Source organism: Nonomuraea sp. NPDC049269 (genome assembly GCF_043197155.1).
GTDB lineage: Bacteria > Actinomycetota > Actinomycetes > Streptosporangiales > Streptosporangiaceae > Nonomuraea.
Map to the genome: position 1 here is coordinate 168,535 of NZ_JBICSO010000010.1, position 17,822 is coordinate 186,356.

Genomic DNA, 17,822 nt, shown 5'->3' on the forward strand with positions numbered 1-17,822 from the left:
GCCACGGCGCCGGCGTCGGTGATCAGGCCGGGTCTCCCGCTGATCGATCCTGATGAAACAGCCGGGGCCAGATGTCCCTCGCCGCGACCGCTGCCGCACGGCCCTGTTCGACCGGTTCCAGGTCGCGGAACCGATCGGACAAGACCTCAACACTGACCGGCCCGTCGAACCCGATCCGCTCCAGCACCGCGACGAACGTTCTGAGGTCGAAGGCGCCCTGCCCGGGCAGTACCCGACGATGGCGGCTCTCGAATACGGGATCGCTGCCAACTGCCTCGGGCGCGTCGTCGATCTGCACGTAGGCGACCTGGTCGGCCGTGAGACCTTCCAGGTCGTCCCAGGAATTCGGGCCCCGGAAGAACATCCAGGAGTCGACGAGCATGCCGCACCGCAGCCAGCCCACCGCCGCGCACAGCTCCCGGGCCTGGGCGAGGGTGGCCAGCCCTGTATACGGCAGGAACTCCAGCGCCAGCCGCACGCCGACCTCGCCGAGCAGATCGGCACAGTGCGCCAGCAACTCCCGGGTTCCGTCCGCGGCCGGGTCGGTGTCGACCGCGGTGACACAGATCCTCGCGCCGACGGCCCGCGCGCGGTCCGCGAGCGTCCGCGCTGCGGCGACGGTGGCGGCTGGTTCCCCGATCCGCAGGACACCGACGTCGGAGCATTCGAGCCCGTAGCGGGACAGGAGCGCGGCGAGCCGATCATGGTCGTAGCCGCCGACGGTGAATCCATCGACGCTGACGTGGCTGTGGCCCGCCTCGGCCACCCCAGCCAGTATCCGCTCCAGCTTGACCAGGACGGTGGGCTCGCCGCCCGCCCGATCGGGCATCCGCAGGCAGTTCACGGTCGGGAACGTCAGGTAAGGCACGGGATCACTTCGCCGAGGGCCGGACGAGCAAGCTCAGATGACATCGAGAAGGGCCGGCGTGTTGGCGGCGGTGGTCAACGTGTGGCCGCGTGCGCTCCACGGGGCACCTGACACTGTGAGAGGGGCCCATATGCTGGCTCCTATGCCTGACCTCAGTTCAGTTCAGTTAGGCGATCCTAGCGCCGCGTTCACGGCCCGGCAATGATCTGACGCGGCCGATCGATGCACGCCATCCCACCATCGAACATGGCCACGGCCTGATCGAGCAGTGCCGGCCCGACGTGGTGTTCTCGACGCCGTTGTGTCGGCCTGCCGGCGTTCTCTGTCGCCAGGTGGGCGGCTGGTGATCACGGTCGTCCACCCCGTGATCACTTCCCATGATGCTCTCCGGACCACGAACGAGGCGCGCACTAACTGGGTCGTCGACGACTACTTCCACGCACGCCAGCGCAACTGGATGGGTAACACCGTCACCTGGTATCACCGGACCATCGAGGACTACGTCACCGCCCTGACACAGGCCGGCTTTGCCATCACCTCGCTACACGAATGCGCCCCTCGCCACGATCGCTTTGACGGCGACACGGCCGAATTCGCACGTCGCCAGCGCGGCCCCCTGTTCCTCCTCCTGACTGGCTCACGACCATGAACGGCATCATTCCATGATCACGCGCCAGGTGGTTTGCGACATTCCGCCCGGCACGCCATGTCCCCTGAGACAAACGGACTTCCCGGTGTCTCAATCAAGTTGGCGTCCCGCAGGTCAGAGCCTCGCCCGCACGCCAAGTTCAGCGAGACAGGACAGCTCCCAACGTGACCCCAGCCGCCAGGTAGCCGATCCGCCGGTCTTCGGTCTGTCCGTGGGGTGTCGGAATTAGAAGGTTTGACGACACACCCATGCGAAGGCCGCCGAGGGGACCAAGAGAAATCGGACAGAAGGGAATGAAACACCCCGCCGGGCAATTCGATCCGGGTGCTGATTGACGACAGGATTCCCGACAGATAGATAGAACGGGGCTCCGCACTACCGAGGAGCGCCGGTGCGGATCGTTTAGCGACCACCTCCAAGATTCCCGCCTTTACTGGCCACCCGCACTCGCCGGAGATCAGCTTGAGGAAGTGCGGGCGGCGTTCCGTGACGAGGGCGCCTCGATCGCGGGTCTCGCGCGTGAGCACGGGGTGAGCCGAGTCGCCGTGCGCACCGCACTGGCAGACCTGCCGCCCGACCCGAGGATCCCGCCCCCTCGGTCCTGATCGAGAAATGGGCCACCCGCATCCGAACGGTGGACGGCGGTAACTCCGCCCGAAACGGGGCTCGCTATCGCCGTTGGCCGTTCGGTTGTTGGTCAAGGGCCGCGTCATACGGTGTGGACCTTGGCCGAAGGGCCGGCCGTCCAAGGTGGCGGCTCACTGCTGATGCCGAAGAAGTTTCTCCAAGAGCCGCTGGAGCTCGTCGCGCTCTTGCGCTTCGAGTCTTGCGAGCCACTGCTCGAAGTTGTCGGACAGGGTCGCCAGTGCGCGATCGAGTGCCTTTTTGCCGTCCGGAGTCACCACGAGGCGGTGGCGGCGTAGGTCGCCCTCGTCGATCTGGCGTTGAACGAAGCCCTTGGCCACAAGGTTGCGTAGGTACACCGTCACGCTCGCCTTGGGCATCATCAGTCGGGCGGCGAGTTCGGCCGGGTAGCGACATTCGTCGACCTCGCCGAGCACGAAGAACTCCTTGGTGTCCAGGCCCAGCTCGTCGAGCTGCTCGCTGCAGCTGTTCATGACCGCGGTCAGCAGCCGGTGGTTGAGCCCCCAGATCCGCGCGGCGGTATTCACCTCGCAGGCACTCCTTCCCCAGATCGTACAATCCCTGATATAGTTTATTTTCGTACAACATCGGTAACTGTACTAGCACTGTTTCCGTACTAGGATACAACAGGAACGGGATCATGGCTTCCATCCAGACCGCATCCATCTCCCGCGGCAGCTTCGAGCTCGCCGGGAACCTCCATCTCCCCGAGGGCTTCGACACAGGCCGGAAGCACCCGGCCGTGATCATCGCCACGCCGGGCAGCAGCGTGAAGGAGCAGATCGGCGCCAACTACGCCCGCGCCCTGGCACAGAAAGGCTTCGTCGCTCTCGCGTTCGACCCCGCCTTCCAGGGCCAGAGCGGCGGGGAGCCCCGGGACCTGGAGGATCCCGCCGAACGGGTGGCCGATCTTCGCTACGCCGTGGACTTCCTCACTGCGCTGGACCGCGTGGATGCGGAGCGCATCGGGGTCTTGGGCATCTGCGCCGGCGGCGGCTACGCCGTCAATGCCGCGATGACCGAGCACCGCATCAAGGCGGTCGGCACCGTGGTCCCGGTCAATATCGGCCGTGCCTTCCGAGCGGCCATGACAGCCTCCGGCTCTGTCGCGGGCCTGCTCAAGGACGTGGCTCGGCAGGCCACCGCCGAAGCGCGCGGCGGACAGTCGGTCCGGCACCCGTGGATCCCCGACACCGTGCGGGACGCGGAATCCGCCGGCGTCACCGACATCGACGTGCTCCAGGCCGTGACCTACTATCGGACCCCGCGCGGCCGCCACGAACACTCGACCAACCGCCGCCACTACCGTAGCGACGCGCTGATCCTGGGCTTCGACGCGTTCCACCTCGCCGACGAGTTGCTGACCCAGCCCGTCCAGGTCATCGTCGCCGGCGAGGGCGGGTCAACCGGCTCTCTTGAAGACGGTCGGCAACTGACCCATCTGGCACGTGAGGCGGAGGACATCCTCGTCATCGAGGGCGCACGCCACTACGAGATGTACGACGAGCCCGAATACATCGCGCAGGCGGTTGAGCGTCTGGACAAGTTCTTCGACAAGCATCTGGGCTGAGCCCGAAGCCGAAGGGGCGTTCTGGCTCCGTACTTCGCGGGTCGTGACGCCGCAACTAGAAGGCATTTGACCGGACACGCGCTGGCCTGACGTGCGTGGCGCGGCCGGCCGCGCGCGGGCAGTGCGGGACGCCATGATCAAGCGGCCAGGACGACGGCGACCAAGAACCTGCCGCTGATGGTCAGGCCGCGAGGCCCAGGTCGAGGCGGCGGCCCATGTCGATGTACAGGTTGGCGTTGGACCAGAACAGCGGCGACAGGCCGCGCTTGTCGGCGTCGGTCAGGCGCTGCTGCCAGGCGGGGTCCTTGAGGACGGACTGGATGAGCAGGTCGGTGAAGATCACCCGCTGATGCGGGACGGCCTGCTTGATGGTGCGTGCGTACTCCGGCCTCGGGGATCAACGGGACAGCCGTTAGCGCTAAGCTTCACCCCCGGCTGAGCTGCTGTCACTCCGGGGAGCCTGGCCACCGGGCAGGACGAACGGCATATTGGCGGTAGCCGACGTTGGTACTGGTGGAGTCACCTATTCGACTATCGCGAGTTCTCGATGCCGAGGGCCGTGGTAGTGGCTTTCCGTGATGTCGGCGGCAACAAGCCCGGCTCTCGGACAGCAGGTTCGCGCGGAAGGGCGAAGTAGGCCTGACTATGTCGGTAGGGCCTGCCAAGATCTCGCCATGACAATCGATGCACTGACGCCGTTCCGCTGGCTGCAACCGCCGTACGGCGATCGGGGCGACCTGCTCGGCGAGATCTATTGCGTGACCTTGGTGCGTGGGCTCGACCCGACCGAGGTGCTGCGCCGGTTCGGCGCCCGCACGAGCACGGAGATGAGCTTCGCCGAGCTGGGGCTGGCGGTCTCCGACTTCACGGTGGCGACCGACGGCGGTGACGGCGGTGGCTATGTCGGAGTGGTCGCCACCGGCGACGGGTGCGCGGCGGTGGAGCCGTACGGCTGGTCGGGGACGGACGACCCGACACTGGCGCGGCTGTCGGTCGGCACCGACGTGGTGTCCGTCTTACGGCATAACTACGCCTGCAACTATTTCCACTACGCCGCAGACGGCATGGTGATCACGGCTTTCGACCCGACTTTTCCCGAGCGTCGCTCTGGTGCCGACACCGACCGGCTTGCCGGCCTCATGCGCGAGTTCGGCCTGCCTTTGGAGGAGGGCTCGGACGAGGACTGGGACCAGCGCTACGACGGCTTGTCCGAGCACGGCCTCGCGCGGATGTTCGCGATGGCGGCCCGTCTCACCGGTGTGACGTTCACCGCCGACCTGCTGGACGGACCACTCCTGGTGGGCGCGATCGCCGACCTGCCACCGTCACAAGAGCCTCAGCCCGGGAAGAGCCTCGGTGTTTTACTCGAGCAGCTGAAAGCGGTAAGCGGCCCTGAGTCTGATCACGGCGCCGCTTACCCCCCATGAGCCTCCGGTACTGACTGGTTGGACCAGTGGTACAGCCGTTGGCGCTAAGCACTTGATCTTGGTCGTCTAGCACGGGCGATCGGGCTATTGCGGGGGTTTTCCGGAAGCTCTTCGATCGCTGGCGGGGGCTGGCTACCGTCCGCCGCATGCCGGTGGAATTTCTGACTGATGAGCAGGCTGAGGCGTACGGGAAGTTCGCCGAGGTGCCGACGAGGCCCGAGCTGGAGCGGTTCTTCTTCCTCGATGACGAGGAGGCCTGGTCCTGAACGCCGTGGTGCTCTGGACGACCCGCTACATCGACGCCACCGTCGTCCAGCTTCGCGCGGAGGGTCATGAGATCCGTGACGAGGACGTGGCCCGGCTGTCCCCGCTCAAGCACAAGAACCTCAACGTCCTGGGCCGCTACAGCTTCACCCCCACTCAGCCGGCGGCCGGCACCCTGCGCCCGCTGCGCGACCCGGACGCGGCGGGACTCGATGACGACGAGGACGGCGGTGAGAACTGACGGCGTCAGGTGCCGACCAGGCGCACCGATCAGCTTGTGAGCCGCCGCCTTGGTCAGCCGCTTCGCAGCCGTGACAGTCTGCTCCCCCGCGGCCCCAAGGCATGCCCCGGGGCGTACGAGGTGGCGCATCGTCACGTCCTACTCATCCGGGTCCCAGGCGCTGAGCTGCTCGAAGAGACGTCGGTCGCCGTCGAGCTTCAGGGAGTTGATCGGGATACGGTCGTGCAGGATGAGGACCAGCTCGCTGGCCGTGCCCCGAGCGGAGAAGAAGGCGGCGGCCGCGTCCGGGTCCTGGCCGGCAGCGGTGGTCAGCATGGTGCCCGGCCCGGGGAGGCGGGCGGTCCGTGCGCCGTCGGCGGAGAGCGAGAGGCGCCAGGAGCGGCCCTCGGAGGCGTGGAAGTCGAGGGCAGCGGGCTTGTGCGGCCAGGCACTTGTCGTTGCGACGCAGGTGGACAGGAACTCGTCGACACCGTCGAGCGCCACCTCGTCCGGCAGCGGCTGCGGGGCACCTACGGTGATCTGGGCGTCGTACGTGTGCACCGCCATCTGCTGGAGCTGGTGCCGAGCTACGGCACCGGAGGTCTGCGGCGACTGCGACGTCCCCCACCACGTCCAGCAACCGCGATCCGGGCCGGCCTTCCGCAATGCGTCCAGCAGTTGCTCCGTGGACTCCGCCAACCAGGCCAGCAGGGCCTCGCGCTCCCGAGGCGCAGCCGGGGCGCCCTCCGCAGCGGACTTGGCCGGAGCAGGCCCTGCGGCGACGGTGGCGGCCCAGTCGCGGCGCCCCTCGCCGATGTGCTGCGCCAGATCGAACAGCGTCCACTCGGGGCAGGTCGGCACCTGTACGTCGAGGCTGGGCGCGGAGGCGACCGCAGCGCGAAAGGCAGTCGACCGTTCGTCGATCAGTCGCAGCAGAACGGGGAACTTGAGTGTCATTGTCACCCTGAATCTCTATCACTGCGTTCCGACACATCGGACATCGAGGTTCACAGCCGCCATCGCGGGCGGACCCTCACCACCACGGAGAAAAGAGCGCCGACAGCGCACAGGAGGCCTGCTGCGGTACCACCGTCTGCTGCACCCCGGACGAGGAAGCCCTCGACCCGGCCCAGAGCCCGGCCGAGGCGAAGGCCGCCGCCGGCCGGGGTGGAGCCGCGGAAGCTGTAGCGGCCCAGCACGTTCAGGTTGGCGTGCCGCAGCGGGGAGAGCCGGGCCACGTCCTCGTCCAGCACCTGGTGCTCGCGCTGGTCGGCGGGCAGGGCCCGCAGCTCGGCGACGGCGGCGTCCAGGTAGCGGGTGGTCCACAGCACCGCAGCGTTCAGCACCAGGCCGAGCGCGCCGAGCTGGTCCTCCTGCCCTGTCCGGTAGGCCTGCATGATCTGCCCACGCTTGCCGTGGCAGATGTCGCGGGCGAGCTTGTGCCTGGACTCCTGGACGGTGAGCTGACGGTAGGTGTCGTCCACCGGGTCGACCACCCGCAGCATGTCCGGCCAGTGCGTGACCACCTTGCTCAGGTTGACCCGGGTACGGGCCAGCGGCCCGTACCCGCCGGTGGCCACCCCGGGCAGCTCAGCCCGCCAGAACCGCTGATCGGCCAGGTCCCGGAAGCGGGGCGAGAAGTTGTAGCCGAGCAGCGAGAACAGCCCGAACACCATGTCGGAGTACGAGGCGTTGTCGGTGGCGACCATCTCCGGCCGCGCGCCGGCGTCCAGGTTCAGCAGGGTGTCCAGGATGTGCAGCGAGTCGCGCGGGGTGCCCGGCACGACCATCTGCCCGATCCCGGCGACATCCTGCGGGTGGTGGTGTCGATCTACACCGGCCGGATCCGCGCCTATGACGTGATGAGGATGCTGCAGCGCGACGGCAACCCCACCCCGCTCGGGGACGCGATCGCCGCCTACGGCCGCATTTTCAAGACGCTTCACATCCTCACCTACGCGGTGGAGGAACCGTACTGGCGTGACATCAAGGGCATCCGCAACCCGCAAGGCGCTACTACAAGGGCATGGAGGACCAGCTCGGCGCGCTGGGCCTGGTGCTCAATTGCGTCACGCTGTGGAACACCTTCTACGTCGACAAGGCTCTGAGCGCTCTGCGGGAGGCGGGCTGCCTGTTCGCGGAGGAGGATGTCGCCCGCTTGTCGCCGTTCGGCCGCCGGCACATCAACGTGATCGGCACCTACACCTTCGCGCTGCCCGATCTCGGCCCTGCCGGCATGCGGGAGCTGCGCAACCCGGACGAGCCCGAATGGGATGACGACTGAACGCGGCTGTGAGGTCAGGACGCGCCGGTGAATGAACTTGAGGGTGTCATCGGCCACCCCGTCATGGAGACTCAGGTTCCCGGGCCCGGGATGGAGGGTCTGCTCGTCGTCGGGCCGGATGGGAAATCGGCGTTCAACCGGCTCAAGAAGCCCGCCCAGCGGGCCACCTGGTCGCGGCTGCGGGATCAGGTGGCGTGGCTGGATCAGGTGGACGTGCTCGGCGACACCGACGCGTGGCTGGACGGTATCGCGCCGTCGAAGATCGTCGGTGATCAGGGCGAACCAGCGTTCCACCTGTATTCAGCCAGGAGGCGCCGGCTCGGCGTCACCGTCCGCGCCATCAATGGCGCGTTTCTCGTTCATCGTGCTCTGCTCCGAGTCTGGTCTGCCGCCCAACTGGCGGCGCGGCCAAAGGGCAAGTGGCAGGCGCGGCCGCCGTTCTCGGGCCGCGCCTTCACCCGAGACCAGGCGCGGGGCTGGGGGCAGGAACGGCGAGCAACGACCGAGAGCGGCAGGGGGCGGCCGGGCTGATTCAACCGGTTTCGGTGGTGTATCGCCTGTCAGGCCGACGTCTTCTGGGCTTCCGCGGCCAGGACCGAAGTGATGAACGATTCCACCGCATAGTCGAACTGGTCGTCGGCCGGGAGGTCCACGAGGTGGTCGGCGATGGCGACGACGCTGGGGAACTTGTCGGCGGGCAGTGAGGCGTAGAAGTGGGCGCGTTGCCGGCGCAGCTCGGCTCTGTCGGTACGGTCCGCGTGGCCCCATGGGCGGGGGTGCTGGTAGCCCGCGAAGCCCAGCGCGTACGTGATCAGGAAGGAGTAGCAGCGAACGGCGGTCTCCGGCGTCAGGCCCGCCTCCAGGAACCGGACGAGGATGCCCTCCATGCCGCCTTCCATGGAGTGGCTGCTGATGGTGACACGGCTGGTCATCAGCTGGACGATGCTCGGGTGCCTGCGCATCATGTCGAGGAAGCCGGTGGCCGCGGCGCGCAGCACCGCGGCCGGGTCGGTGGGGTCGGCCTCGGGAATGCGGATGCCGCCGAGGACATGGTCGGCCATCGCGTCGAAGATCTCGTCCTTGTTGCGTACGTAGCTGTAGAGGGTCATCGCGCCGACGCCGAGCTCGGCGGCGATCCGGCGGATGGTCAGCTCCTCCAGGCCGATGTCGTCGGCAATCTGCAGCGCGGTCTTGACGATGCTCTCCAGGCTGAGGTCTCGGCTGCCACGCCGTGCACCCCCGCGGGCCATGTCGACTCCTCTGTCTCCAGAATGGTTGTCCGGTACAGGATACGGCAATTAGTACGGGACGAGGCGGCGTACGACATTCACGAGAGGTAGGTCGTCCAAAGCCAGGCATCGCTCGATGGCGGCGCCGCCGAGGTGGCGGCGGGACTTGGCGATGACGGCGTCGGCGGTGGGTGGGGCGGCCTGGTCGCAGGTTCCGCGGACCACGACGGAGCCGGTGTGTACGGTGACGCGGGCGCTCCAGTGGTCCGGGAGGGCGCTGTTGAGGTCGGGGGCGGGCAGCAGGGCGATGTCGGGGACGTCCGGGGGCAGCGGGCCTCGGTAGAAGGTCACGTCGTCGGGCGCGCCGGACAGCAGGGTGCCCACCGCGAAGGCGGCGCTGGCCGCCGCCTCGGTGGGTCCGGGCGGGTTCCGGTCGGCTGTGACGAAGCGCAGCAGCGGGTCCGGTAGTTCGATCTCGATGCGCTGGGCTGTGGAGAGCGGTATGTCCATGGCTCGGAGGGCGTCCAGAGCGGCGTGGAGGGGGCGGGCGCAGGGGTAGGCCTTGAAGACGCAGGTCGTCAGGTGAAGGGCGGTTTTGCGGGGATCAGTGGGGGTGGTGCTCAGCGCGGCTGTGGCGGGGGCGTCGAGGAGGGTGAGCGAGCCGGTCGCGCCGGCTCGGGCCAGGTAGGCGGCTTCTACACCGTCGGCGGCGGCGCGACCGGCCAGCAGGTAGTGGCCCAGGCCCAGGGCGTCCGAGCTGAGCAGGCCGCCGAGCCCGGCGGCGGCGATGGCGAGCGCGTGGGCCGTGCGCCGCTCGTCCAGGTCGAGCAGGGACGCGGTGGCCGCCGCCGCGCCGAGCGCCCCGAACAGGGCCGTCGGCCACCAGGACCGTTGGTAGAGGCGGGGGCCGCCGAAGCGCAGCCCGGCCTCGACGACCGTCTCGTACCCGGCCAGCACCGCGTCCACGACCGCCCGGCCGGGCAGCCCCTCCTGCTCGGCCACCGCCAGCGCGGCGGGCACGGTCACCGCGGGCGGCACCAGCGCGGCGGCCGGGTGCAGCGCGTCGAACTCGTCCACGTGGGCCAGGACCGACTCGACGAGCACCGCCGTGCGCAGCGGATGCCGTCCGGGCAGCCCGGTCACCGTCAGCGTGCCGCCACCGCCGGGGACGCCGAGCGCGGGCAGCACGGAGGCCAGCGGGTGCGAGGCGCCGGCCGCGACGCAGCCCAGGGTGTCCAGGACGTGGAGCGAGGTGAGGGACCGGGCCGCCGCGTCCGCGCGCCGTGGCGCCTGTGCGGCCCGGGCGGCCAGGTCGGTCAGGAGCGTCACGTGCCGGCCTGACGGCCGGGCGGTAGGACGTCGTCCTCTCGCAGGGCGGGCAGGACGTCTCGGCCGACCGTCTCGATCAGTTCCTCGGGCAGGTCGTACGAGCCGACGTGCTGCAGGTAGACGCCGTCCACCCCGGCATCGCCGAGTTCGCGCAGCCGCGCATGGATCTCCTGGGCCGTCCCGAACAGGCAGAAGGCCTGGGCGAACGCGACGGCGGCCGCATCGCTGACCCAGCGGGAGCAGATCTCCACGGCCCGGTCCCAATCCTCTGCGTGCACGAGGTCGGGATAGACGCCGTCGATCCGGTCAGGAAGGTCCAGCGTGATACCGGACAGGGCCAGCGCCTTGGCGCCGCCGGTCTGCGCCATCGCGGCGCAGATCGGCTTGAGCTGCCGGGCGGCTCGTTCCACATCGTCGGTCACCGCGCAGAACGCCGAGGCGACCAGCGGGACCGGGCCGCGCCCCGAGGCGCCTTCGCGGACCCGCGCGGACGCGCCGGCCAGGGTCTCCGGGGAGACGCCGCTGAGCAGGATGACCCCGTCGGCGATCTCACCGGCCAGCCGCAGGTTGCGTGGCCCGCTGGCGGCCAAGTACAGCGGCACCGGCAACGGGTCGCGCAACCGGGAGGTCGCCGTACCGAAGTCCCAGCTCTCACCGCCGAGCAGGGCGCGCAGCTGCGCGAACCCCGAGCGGATCTCGGCACCGGTGGACGGGCGCATCCCGATCGGCCCGACGGAGCTGTTGCCGACGCCGAGGCCGAGGGTGAAGCGGCCCGGCGCGAGCTCGGCGACGCTGCGCGCGGCCGAGGCCAGGACGGCGGGATGCCGGGTGGCCAGGTTGGTGACGGCGGTGCCCAGCCCGATCCGCTCGGTGCCGAGCGCGGCGGCGGTCAGGGTGGTGAACACGTCCCGCCACAGCAGTTGCGAGTCGGGGAACCACGCCTGGTCGAAGCCCAGTTCCTCGGCCCTGCGGACCGTCCGGGTCAGGTGATGGGCGGGCACGCAGGGCGGCAGGCGGATGCCGATCTTCGGAGCCGTCATGACTCCCCCAGGAAGGCCAGGTTCAGCTCGTTGAACCGTTCGGCGTGCTCGTGCTGCGGCCAGTGGCCGCACTCGCCGAAGATCTCCAGCCGGGAGCCGGGGATCGCCTCGTTCATCCGGTGCGCCTCCGGGATGTCACCGAAGGGGTTCTGCGCGCCCCACACGATGAGGGTGGGCGCGGTGATGCGGCCCATCTGCTCGGGGGTGAGCAGGTCCTCGGTGCGGTTGTCCATCTCCTGCAGGCACAGCAGGTTGCCGATGGCCTTGACGAACTCGGGCCGGTGGTAGATGGCGTGCCGGACCTGTACCAGCTCTTCGGAGACGTTCGCGGCCGGGTCGTGCATGAGCAGGTGCAGCCGCTCGCGGGTGAGGTCGATGTCGTCGGTCTGCACCGCGGCCCGGGTGCTGGTCTTGATCCTTTCCATCACGGCGGGGTTGGCGACGCTGCCGCCGGGAGCGACCAGGGTGAGGCGGCCCACCCGATCGGGATGGTCGGCGGCCAGTCGCGCGGCGACCCAGCCGCCCAGCGACTCCCCGACGAAATGGGCCCGCTCGATCCCGCGGGCCTCCAGGTAGCCGAGCACGTGCCGGACGTAGCCGGGGATCCGGTACGGCTCATCAGGCCCGTCGGTGTAGCCGTGGCCCATCATGTCGATGGCGTGGCAGGCGTACTTCTCCGCATGCGCCGGGATGTTGCGGACGAACGCCTCCAAATGCCCGCTCGTCCCGTGCAGGAACACCACCGCCTCGCCGTCGCCCGCCTCCAGGGCGCGGGTGCGCAGCCCGTTGACGTCGACGTACCGGACGGCGTAGCCGACACCGGTCAGATCGCTCCAGATGGTCATGATCAATCCTCCTTGAAGGGATGCAGGGCCGCGACGCCCATGCCGGTGAGCCAGGCATCGATCGGCGTGTAGGCGAGGGTCCGGCCGGTGGCCCGGCCCACGGCGGCGGTCATCGCGATCCAGGCGCGGATCTCGTGGGCGCCGTTGCCGGCCTCCGCGGTGAGCTCGTCGTCGCTCAGGTCGAGGATCGCCTCCAGGTCGCCGCCGCGGAGCAGGCTCAGGAAGCGGTCGTCGAAGGCGGGGTTGATGTCGGCTTCCGCCGCGCGGATGATCTGGCGGCGGCGGACCTCGTACTCGCTCCAGGAGTCGCGGCCGTTCAGCCACGCCTGGACGAGGAACCTGTCGTCGTCGCTCAGTGCGTCGAACCACTTCGGCCAGGGCAGCCGGTGTGACAGCCCGCCCGAGGCGATGACCACCACCCGTTTGTCCTGGCCGTCGGAGCGTACGGCCGCGCCGATCGCGGCGCCGAGGCTGTGGCAGCGGCGCAGCGAGGGCAACGGCGGCGCGAACATGTTCACCACGACCGGGACGATCGGGACGTCCAGCTCGGGCGTCAGGTATTGCAGGCTGTGCGTGATGCCGTGGTCGACGGTCAGCCGCAGCGAGAACGCCGGGTCGAACCCGTCGCCGACCAGGGTGTCCACCAGGTGACGTGCCAAGCCGGTGTCGACCGGCAACGGCCCGGCGGGCGTGCCCGCCTCTCCCGCACCGCTCACCTCACCGACGCCGACGGTGAAGGCCGGCATCATGTCCAGGAAGAAGCCCCGGAAGTGGTTGGAGCCGACGATGACGACGGCGTCGGGCCGCTCCCGTTCGACCAGGCGGCGGGCCTCGTCCAGGCCGTCGCGGAAGCGATGGGCGCCCGGCAGGTGATCCACCTCGGCCCAGTGGGTGTTCATCAGCGTGCTGTGGGACGCCCCGACCCCCAGAACGATCTGACTCATGCGATCTCCTCGCGGGTGCGGGTGCAGGTGTTGACGATCGTGTGGATCAGGGCGCGGGTCAGCTTGCGGGCCTGGCGTACGTCCACGACGTTCATCCCGGCGGGGAAGTCCAGTGCCATCGGGGCGTCCTCGCCGATGCGGTCCATTCCGGTGCGGACGGTGGGGATGCCCCACTGGCGCAGGATGTTGGCGTCGGTGGCGCCGCTGTTGCCCAGGATCGGCTCGTGGGGGCGTCCTTCCAGTTCCTCCCATGCGGCCTTGGCGGCGCGCACGATCCAGTCGGACTCGGGGGTGTGGCTCCCCGGGATGGCCAGGGTCATCTCCCAGTCCAGGTCGATGTCGGGATGCGCGGCCCGGATGCGGTCGATCGCCGCGCCGAACTCGCGCTTGGCCCGCATCGGCGTGGTACGCGGGCTGATCCGCAGGTCCACGTGGAAGCGGCAGCTCGCCGGGGACAGCGACGCCGTACGCCGCCAGCCGCCCTCGATCCCGCCGATGTTGCCCTGCGGAGCGACCAGCCCGTCGGTGTGCCGCGCGCTGTAGCCGGGAAACCACTCCTCCAGCCCGGCGATGACGGTGCCGGCGTTCACGATCGGATTGCGGTACGGCATCCGATGGCGGCTGCCCACATAGCTGTAGGTGCCTCGCACCACCACCTCGAACCAGCAGAGCCCGACCTCTTCCCACGCCGCCGTCCAGCCGGGCTTGGCGATGACCGCGTAGTCGGCATGGACGCCCTGTTCGAGCAGGAACGAGCAGCCGTTGCCCTGGCCCGCGTTGTGGCGGCGGGCCTGGGGGACGTTGCGCCGGTTGGTGGGCATGCCGCCCGCGCCGAGCCCGATCAGCACGTCACCGCGCAGCGGGATCCCGGCCGCGGCCACCGCCTCGGCGGCGGCGATAATCGCGGCGCCATGCCCCTTGGGGTTGCTGGCACCCAGGCCGATGACGAAGTCACCGTCCACGACCGCCGACGGGCGCATGTCATCGCGCAATACCGGGCCGACCTGGGGGACGTCCTCCTCCTCGGTGCCCACGCTGAGGGTGTCGATCGGCGCGTACAGCAGCAGGTCGGGGCCGGTGCCGTCGCCGCGCAGCCGGCCGGCCGCGTTGCCCTGGTCGTCGTCGATCGGCTGGTATCTGCCCGCCAGCCCGGCCTCGCGCAGGCGCTCGGCCAGCCAGCGGGCCAGCGGGCCCTCTTCGCCGGTGGGGCTGGGGATGTCCACCATCCCGGCGATCAACGCGGTGAGCCGCTTGTCGTCGATCTTCGCCCAGGCCGCCTCGGCCCAGGCGCGGCGTCTCGGGTCCATCAGCGACCTCCGGGTGCGGGCCGCTCGTTCCGCACAACGGTGCCGGTGGCGTACAGGAACGCCTGGCTCGCGGCGCGGCGCAGCGGCTTGGCGACGGCCACCCCGATTCCGAAGGTGAGGGAGGCGATCAGCAGGGTGTTACGTGACATGGGAAGACCTCTCCAGGTGGGCGAGCGCCATCGCCGCGTACGCGGCGGGCCGCTCCTCGGCCGGATGGTGGGACGTACGGCCCAGCACGGCGACGTCCCCGCGCGGCAGCCGGGCCGCCAGGGCGTGCGCGTAGGCGGGACCCGCGAACGGGTCGTGCTCGCCCCACAGCAGCAGCACGGGGGCCTGTACGGCGGGAAGGTCGGCCGTGAGGTCTTCGGGGACGCCACGGCGGGCCGGGTCGGTGGCCAGTTCCAGGGCGGACGGCGTGACGCTGGCCTCGTACCGCAGCATGACTGTGCGCTCGGGCAGGCCAGACGGGTCATGCCATTCCAGGTCCGCGATCAGCTCGCGCATCTTCTCCGGGGTGGGCCCCTCGCCGCCGTAGTAGCCGGCGCGGGCACGCGGCCCCAGCGTGGTGTCGGACCAGACGCCACATGGCGGGGGCACCGGCTGACTGCCGGTCACGACCAGCCGCCGGACCCGTTCCGGGTGCCGGGCGGCCAGCGCGAGCGCCACGGCGCCGCCCAGCGACTGGCAGACGAAGTCGGCCCGGTCGACCCCGAGCGCGTCCAGCAGGCCGAGCACGCGCTCGCCGTGGTAGGACACGGCGGGACCGCTGATGGCAGGGGCCGCGGAGGCACCGTACTGCGGCAGATCGACGAGGATCAGCCGCCGTCCCTCGGCCAGCAGCGCGGTCGCCGGGGCGAAGTCGGTCCAGGCCGTGCAGCCCGGCCCGCCACCGTGCAGCAGCACCGTGGGAGGGCCGGAGCCGAACTCGGTGACGCGCAACCGCACCCCGCCGACCTCGACGTCCCGTCCGGGCGGCGGGTCAGCGGGCAAGGGGACCCCCTGGACGCTGCACCTTCAGGTCGCCGTTCTCGACGAGCCGGCGCCAGGCGGTGATGGACAGGTCCGGCCGGTACAGCTTCTCCGGCGGCGCGTCCATCACGTCCACCATCCAGGCGTCCTGGGCGGTGAACTGGCCGTGGAACAGCCAGCGGATCCAGCTGACGTACTTGGCCTTGAACAGCGCGGCCTTCAGCCCGTCCTCGAACCGCACCATGATCTGGACATATCTCACGCGGTCCGCGTCCACCGGCACGTACCACTCGTAGTGGATGAAGTGCGGATAGGCGACGCGCAGCAGCCCTGGCAGGCGGATCGACACGAAACCGGGCAGATCCATGTTCTTGATGACCGGGTTGACGTCGGCGGCCTTGCCGGGGGCGTCCGGCAGCGGCATCCGTTTCCACCACCGTTTGTTGCTCCAGGTGCCATATCCGGGGAAGTCGGCCTCCCAGTGGACCTCGTCCTGGACCCGGGTGATCCAGCCGCCGGTGTCCGACTCGACGACCCGGGTCTTGTTCCAGGCGGGCATCACCTTGAACAGCCGCCACAACGCCGTGTTGTGCAGGTATTTGGCGTGGCCCTCGTCGAAGCCGTTCTCGGCGGCGAAACGCCAGTTGCCCTCGCGGATGTCGGCGCGCCCGCCCATGACGAAGACGTTCTGAGTCAGTTCGGCGGGGATGTCGCGATCGACGGGCGGCGGGTCACCGTCACCCACGTACACCCAGACCAGTCCGAGACGTTCCGCCACGGGGTAGGTGCGCACCGACACCTTGCCGCAGATCGGCGACTCGGGACCGTCGGTGAGCACGGCGGCCAGGCGGCCGCTGTCCAGGTCGAACGTCCACCCGTGGTAGGGGCAGCTGATGGTGCCGTCGAACTGGCGGCGGCCCAGCGACAGCGGCACTCCCCTGTGCGGGCAGCGGTCGTGCAGGGCCCGGACGACGTCGCCGTCCCTGATCAGGACGATCTTCTCGCCGAGCAGGGTGATCGGGACCGGTTTCGAGCCGATCCGCGCGGCCCACTCCACCGGGTACCAGAAGTCACGGAACCCTAGGGCGGCGTCGTTGTAGGCGGGCCAGGCCGACCAGTCCTGCCCGGGAGATGACGGCGGCTGCACGGCCGTGGCGGTGGCGCGGCGGGGACGGCGACGAGCGGGCTCGGCCATGGCGGACCTCCAGAATCCTTTCGGAGTGGGAACGGCGCTCACAGGTCGAGCACCAGCCGGTCGGAGCGGGACCGGGACACGCACACCATGAGCGTCCTGCCCGCCTCCTGCTCGGCGTGGGACAGCAGCGAGTCGCGATGCTCGGCGACGCCGTCCAGGATCTTGACCTCGCAGCTTCCGCAGATGCCCTCGCGGCAGGCGGTCGGCACCGCCACGCCCGCCTCGTCCAGGCAGTCGACGATCGGGCGGTCGGCCGGCACCGGGACGGTGATCTCCGAGCGCGCGCAGACGACCTCGAAGGCCCGCTCCGCGGCCGGGTCGACGTCGAACACCTTGGCCTTGAAACGTTCCAGGTGCAGCGCTTCCTCGGGCCAGCCGCCCGCGCAGCGCCGCTCCACCGCGTTCAGCAGCCCCTCGGGGCCGCAGCAGTAGACGGCGGTGCCCTCTTGCGGGGTGCCGAGCAGGGCGGCGAGATCGAGCGGGCCGTCGTCGGCCTCGACGACGACCTGGACCTTGTCGCCGTAGGCGGCCAGCTCGTCCAGGAACGCCATCGTCGCGCCGCGCCGGCCGCCGTAGACCAGCCGCCACTCGGTGCCGGCCGCCTCCACGGCGGCGATCATCGGCAGGATCGGGGTGATGCCGATGCCGCCCGCGATGAACAGGTAGCGCTCGGCGGGCACCAGTGCGAAGTGGTTGCGCGGCCCGCCCACCTCCACCAGGTCGCCTGGGCGCAGCTCGTCGTGGACCAGCGCGGAGCCGCCCCGGGAGTCCGGCTCGCGCAGCACGGCGACCCGGTAGGTGAACCGGTCGGCGGGGTCGCCGCACAGCGAGTACTGCCGGACGAGGCCGGGGAACTCCAGGTCGATGTGCGCGCCCGGCTCCCACGCGGGCAGCAGCCCGCCCTCGGGATCGGCGAGGGTCACCGACAGCACCCCGTCGGCCGCCCGGCGCAACTGCTCGACGCGCAGGTCGAGGACGCCCTCATCCGGGTCGTCGTTCATGATGACCTCCGTGAATTGCACGGTACTTTGTACGGT

The 17,822-nt window shown here is 69.9% G+C and carries 21 protein-coding genes and 1 pseudogene; 7 read left to right on the top strand and 15 right to left on the bottom strand.

Annotated features, from left to right (window positions below):
* Nucleotides 1–22: 22 nt before the first annotated feature.
* A complete protein-coding gene (locus ACGFNP_RS47100; protein ID WP_393329557.1) occupies nucleotides 23–868 on the bottom strand; it encodes a sugar phosphate isomerase/epimerase family protein in 846 nt (281 codons plus the stop codon).
* Between the two features lie 343 nt (nucleotides 869–1,211).
* Between ACGFNP_RS47100 and ACGFNP_RS47105 the strand changes: the two genes are divergently transcribed.
* The gene (locus tag ACGFNP_RS47105; protein WP_393329559.1) at nucleotides 1,212–1,517 is read left to right on the top strand and encodes a hypothetical protein; all 306 of its coding nucleotides are present in this window, start codon (nucleotides 1,212–1,214) and stop codon (nucleotides 1,515–1,517) included.
* A 758-nt stretch (nucleotides 1,518–2,275) separates the two neighbouring features.
* Here ACGFNP_RS47105 and ACGFNP_RS47110 read toward each other — a convergent pair.
* Entirely contained in the window at nucleotides 2,276–2,689 is a 414-nt protein-coding gene (locus ACGFNP_RS47110; RefSeq protein WP_358327123.1) for a MarR family winged helix-turn-helix transcriptional regulator, read from the bottom strand.
* A 113-nt stretch (nucleotides 2,690–2,802) separates the two neighbouring features.
* On the opposite strand from ACGFNP_RS47110, the gene ACGFNP_RS47115 reads away from it, so the two are divergent.
* Nucleotides 2,803–3,732 (top strand): alpha/beta hydrolase, encoded by a 930-nt coding sequence (locus ACGFNP_RS47115; protein WP_393329561.1) that lies wholly within the window; start codon nucleotides 2,803–2,805, stop codon nucleotides 3,730–3,732.
* A gap of 181 nt (nucleotides 3,733–3,913) precedes the next feature.
* Here the strand turns inward: ACGFNP_RS47115 and ACGFNP_RS47120 are convergent, their stop codons facing one another.
* Nucleotides 3,914–4,075: a hypothetical protein gene (locus tag ACGFNP_RS47120; RefSeq protein ID WP_358327127.1), complete on the bottom strand. Its 162-nt coding sequence runs from the start codon at nucleotides 4,073–4,075 to the stop codon at nucleotides 3,914–3,916.
* 331 nt (nucleotides 4,076–4,406) lie between these two features.
* Between ACGFNP_RS47120 and ACGFNP_RS47125 the strand changes: the two genes are divergently transcribed.
* Nucleotides 4,407–5,159 (top strand): DUF6461 domain-containing protein, encoded by a 753-nt coding sequence (locus tag ACGFNP_RS47125; protein ID WP_393329562.1) that lies wholly within the window; start codon nucleotides 4,407–4,409, stop codon nucleotides 5,157–5,159.
* A 271-nt stretch (nucleotides 5,160–5,430) separates the two neighbouring features.
* Nucleotides 5,431–5,664 (top strand): Tn3 family transposase, encoded by a 234-nt coding sequence (locus tag ACGFNP_RS47130; RefSeq protein ID WP_393329564.1) that lies wholly within the window; start codon nucleotides 5,431–5,433, stop codon nucleotides 5,662–5,664.
* 138 nt (nucleotides 5,665–5,802) lie between these two features.
* On the opposite strand, the gene ACGFNP_RS47135 is transcribed toward ACGFNP_RS47130, so the two are convergent.
* Both ACGFNP_RS47135 and ACGFNP_RS47140 read right to left on the bottom strand, forming a co-directional pair.
* Nucleotides 5,803–6,600, bottom strand: coding sequence for a maleylpyruvate isomerase family mycothiol-dependent enzyme (locus ACGFNP_RS47135; RefSeq protein WP_393330124.1), 798 nt, complete (start codon nucleotides 6,598–6,600; stop codon nucleotides 5,803–5,805).
* A gap of 200 nt (nucleotides 6,601–6,800) precedes the next feature.
* Nucleotides 6,801–7,448, bottom strand: a pseudogene (locus tag ACGFNP_RS47140) (Tn3 family transposase); the annotation flags it as partial.
* A gap of 57 nt (nucleotides 7,449–7,505) precedes the next feature.
* On the opposite strand from ACGFNP_RS47140, the gene ACGFNP_RS47145 reads away from it, so the two are divergent.
* Genes ACGFNP_RS47145 through ACGFNP_RS47155 form a run of 3 tightly spaced genes read left to right on the top strand, consistent with a single transcriptional unit; the run spans nucleotide 7,506 to nucleotide 8,458 of the window.
* The gene (locus ACGFNP_RS47145) at nucleotides 7,506–7,751 is read left to right on the top strand and encodes a Tn3 family transposase (protein ID WP_393329566.1); all 246 of its coding nucleotides are present in this window, start codon (nucleotides 7,506–7,508) and stop codon (nucleotides 7,749–7,751) included.
* Nucleotides 7,670–7,927 carry a Tn3 family transposase gene (locus tag ACGFNP_RS47150; RefSeq protein WP_393329568.1) on the top strand — a complete coding sequence of 86 codons (258 nt, stop codon included), beginning with the start codon at nucleotides 7,670–7,672 and terminating at the stop codon, nucleotides 7,925–7,927. Before ACGFNP_RS47145 ends, ACGFNP_RS47150 begins: the two co-directional genes overlap by 82 nt.
* Nucleotides 7,928–7,954: 27 nt before the next feature.
* Nucleotides 7,955–8,458 carry a hypothetical protein gene (locus ACGFNP_RS47155; RefSeq protein ID WP_393329570.1) on the top strand — a complete coding sequence of 168 codons (504 nt, stop codon included), beginning with the start codon at nucleotides 7,955–7,957 and terminating at the stop codon, nucleotides 8,456–8,458.
* A 29-nt stretch (nucleotides 8,459–8,487) separates the two neighbouring features.
* Here the strand turns inward: ACGFNP_RS47155 and ACGFNP_RS47160 are convergent, their stop codons facing one another.
* The 10 genes from ACGFNP_RS47160 to ACGFNP_RS47205 are packed head-to-tail and all read right to left on the bottom strand — an operon-like array spanning nucleotide 8,488 to nucleotide 17,786.
* Nucleotides 8,488–9,177 (bottom strand): TetR/AcrR family transcriptional regulator, encoded by a 690-nt coding sequence (locus tag ACGFNP_RS47160; RefSeq protein WP_393329572.1) that lies wholly within the window; start codon nucleotides 9,175–9,177, stop codon nucleotides 8,488–8,490.
* Between the two features lie 48 nt (nucleotides 9,178–9,225).
* Nucleotides 9,226–10,485: an MmgE/PrpD family protein gene (locus ACGFNP_RS47165; protein ID WP_393329574.1), complete on the bottom strand. Its 1,260-nt coding sequence runs from the start codon at nucleotides 10,483–10,485 to the stop codon at nucleotides 9,226–9,228.
* Nucleotides 10,482–11,525 (bottom strand): LLM class flavin-dependent oxidoreductase, encoded by a 1,044-nt coding sequence (locus ACGFNP_RS47170; RefSeq protein ID WP_358327145.1) that lies wholly within the window; start codon nucleotides 11,523–11,525, stop codon nucleotides 10,482–10,484. Before ACGFNP_RS47170 ends, ACGFNP_RS47165 begins: the two co-directional genes overlap by 4 nt.
* On the bottom strand, nucleotides 11,522–12,370 hold the full coding sequence (locus ACGFNP_RS47175; protein WP_358327147.1) for an alpha/beta fold hydrolase: 849 nt from the start codon (nucleotides 12,368–12,370) through the stop codon (nucleotides 11,522–11,524). The genes ACGFNP_RS47170 and ACGFNP_RS47175 overlap by 4 nt, the downstream gene beginning before the upstream one ends.
* Before the next feature lie 2 nt (nucleotides 12,371–12,372).
* Complete coding sequence (locus ACGFNP_RS47180) at nucleotides 12,373–13,314, bottom strand: hypothetical protein (protein ID WP_358327149.1); 942 nt, start codon at nucleotides 13,312–13,314, stop codon at nucleotides 12,373–12,375.
* Nucleotides 13,311–14,621 carry a M20 family metallopeptidase gene (locus ACGFNP_RS47185; protein WP_393329576.1) on the bottom strand — a complete coding sequence of 437 codons (1,311 nt, stop codon included), beginning with the start codon at nucleotides 14,619–14,621 and terminating at the stop codon, nucleotides 13,311–13,313. Before ACGFNP_RS47185 ends, ACGFNP_RS47180 begins: the two co-directional genes overlap by 4 nt.
* The gene (locus ACGFNP_RS47190) at nucleotides 14,621–14,770 is read right to left on the bottom strand and encodes a hypothetical protein (RefSeq protein ID WP_393329578.1); all 150 of its coding nucleotides are present in this window, start codon (nucleotides 14,768–14,770) and stop codon (nucleotides 14,621–14,623) included. The genes ACGFNP_RS47185 and ACGFNP_RS47190 overlap by 1 nt, the downstream gene beginning before the upstream one ends.
* Nucleotides 14,760–15,611 (bottom strand): alpha/beta fold hydrolase, encoded by an 852-nt coding sequence (locus ACGFNP_RS47195; protein ID WP_393329580.1) that lies wholly within the window; start codon nucleotides 15,609–15,611, stop codon nucleotides 14,760–14,762. Before ACGFNP_RS47195 ends, ACGFNP_RS47190 begins: the two co-directional genes overlap by 11 nt.
* On the bottom strand, nucleotides 15,601–16,785 hold the full coding sequence (locus ACGFNP_RS47200; RefSeq protein WP_393329582.1) for a Rieske 2Fe-2S domain-containing protein: 1,185 nt from the start codon (nucleotides 16,783–16,785) through the stop codon (nucleotides 15,601–15,603). The genes ACGFNP_RS47195 and ACGFNP_RS47200 overlap by 11 nt, the downstream gene beginning before the upstream one ends.
* A gap of 38 nt (nucleotides 16,786–16,823) precedes the next feature.
* Nucleotides 16,824–17,786, bottom strand: coding sequence for a PDR/VanB family oxidoreductase (locus ACGFNP_RS47205; RefSeq protein ID WP_393329584.1), 963 nt, complete (start codon nucleotides 17,784–17,786; stop codon nucleotides 16,824–16,826).
* Between the last annotated feature and the right edge of the window lie 36 nt (nucleotides 17,787–17,822).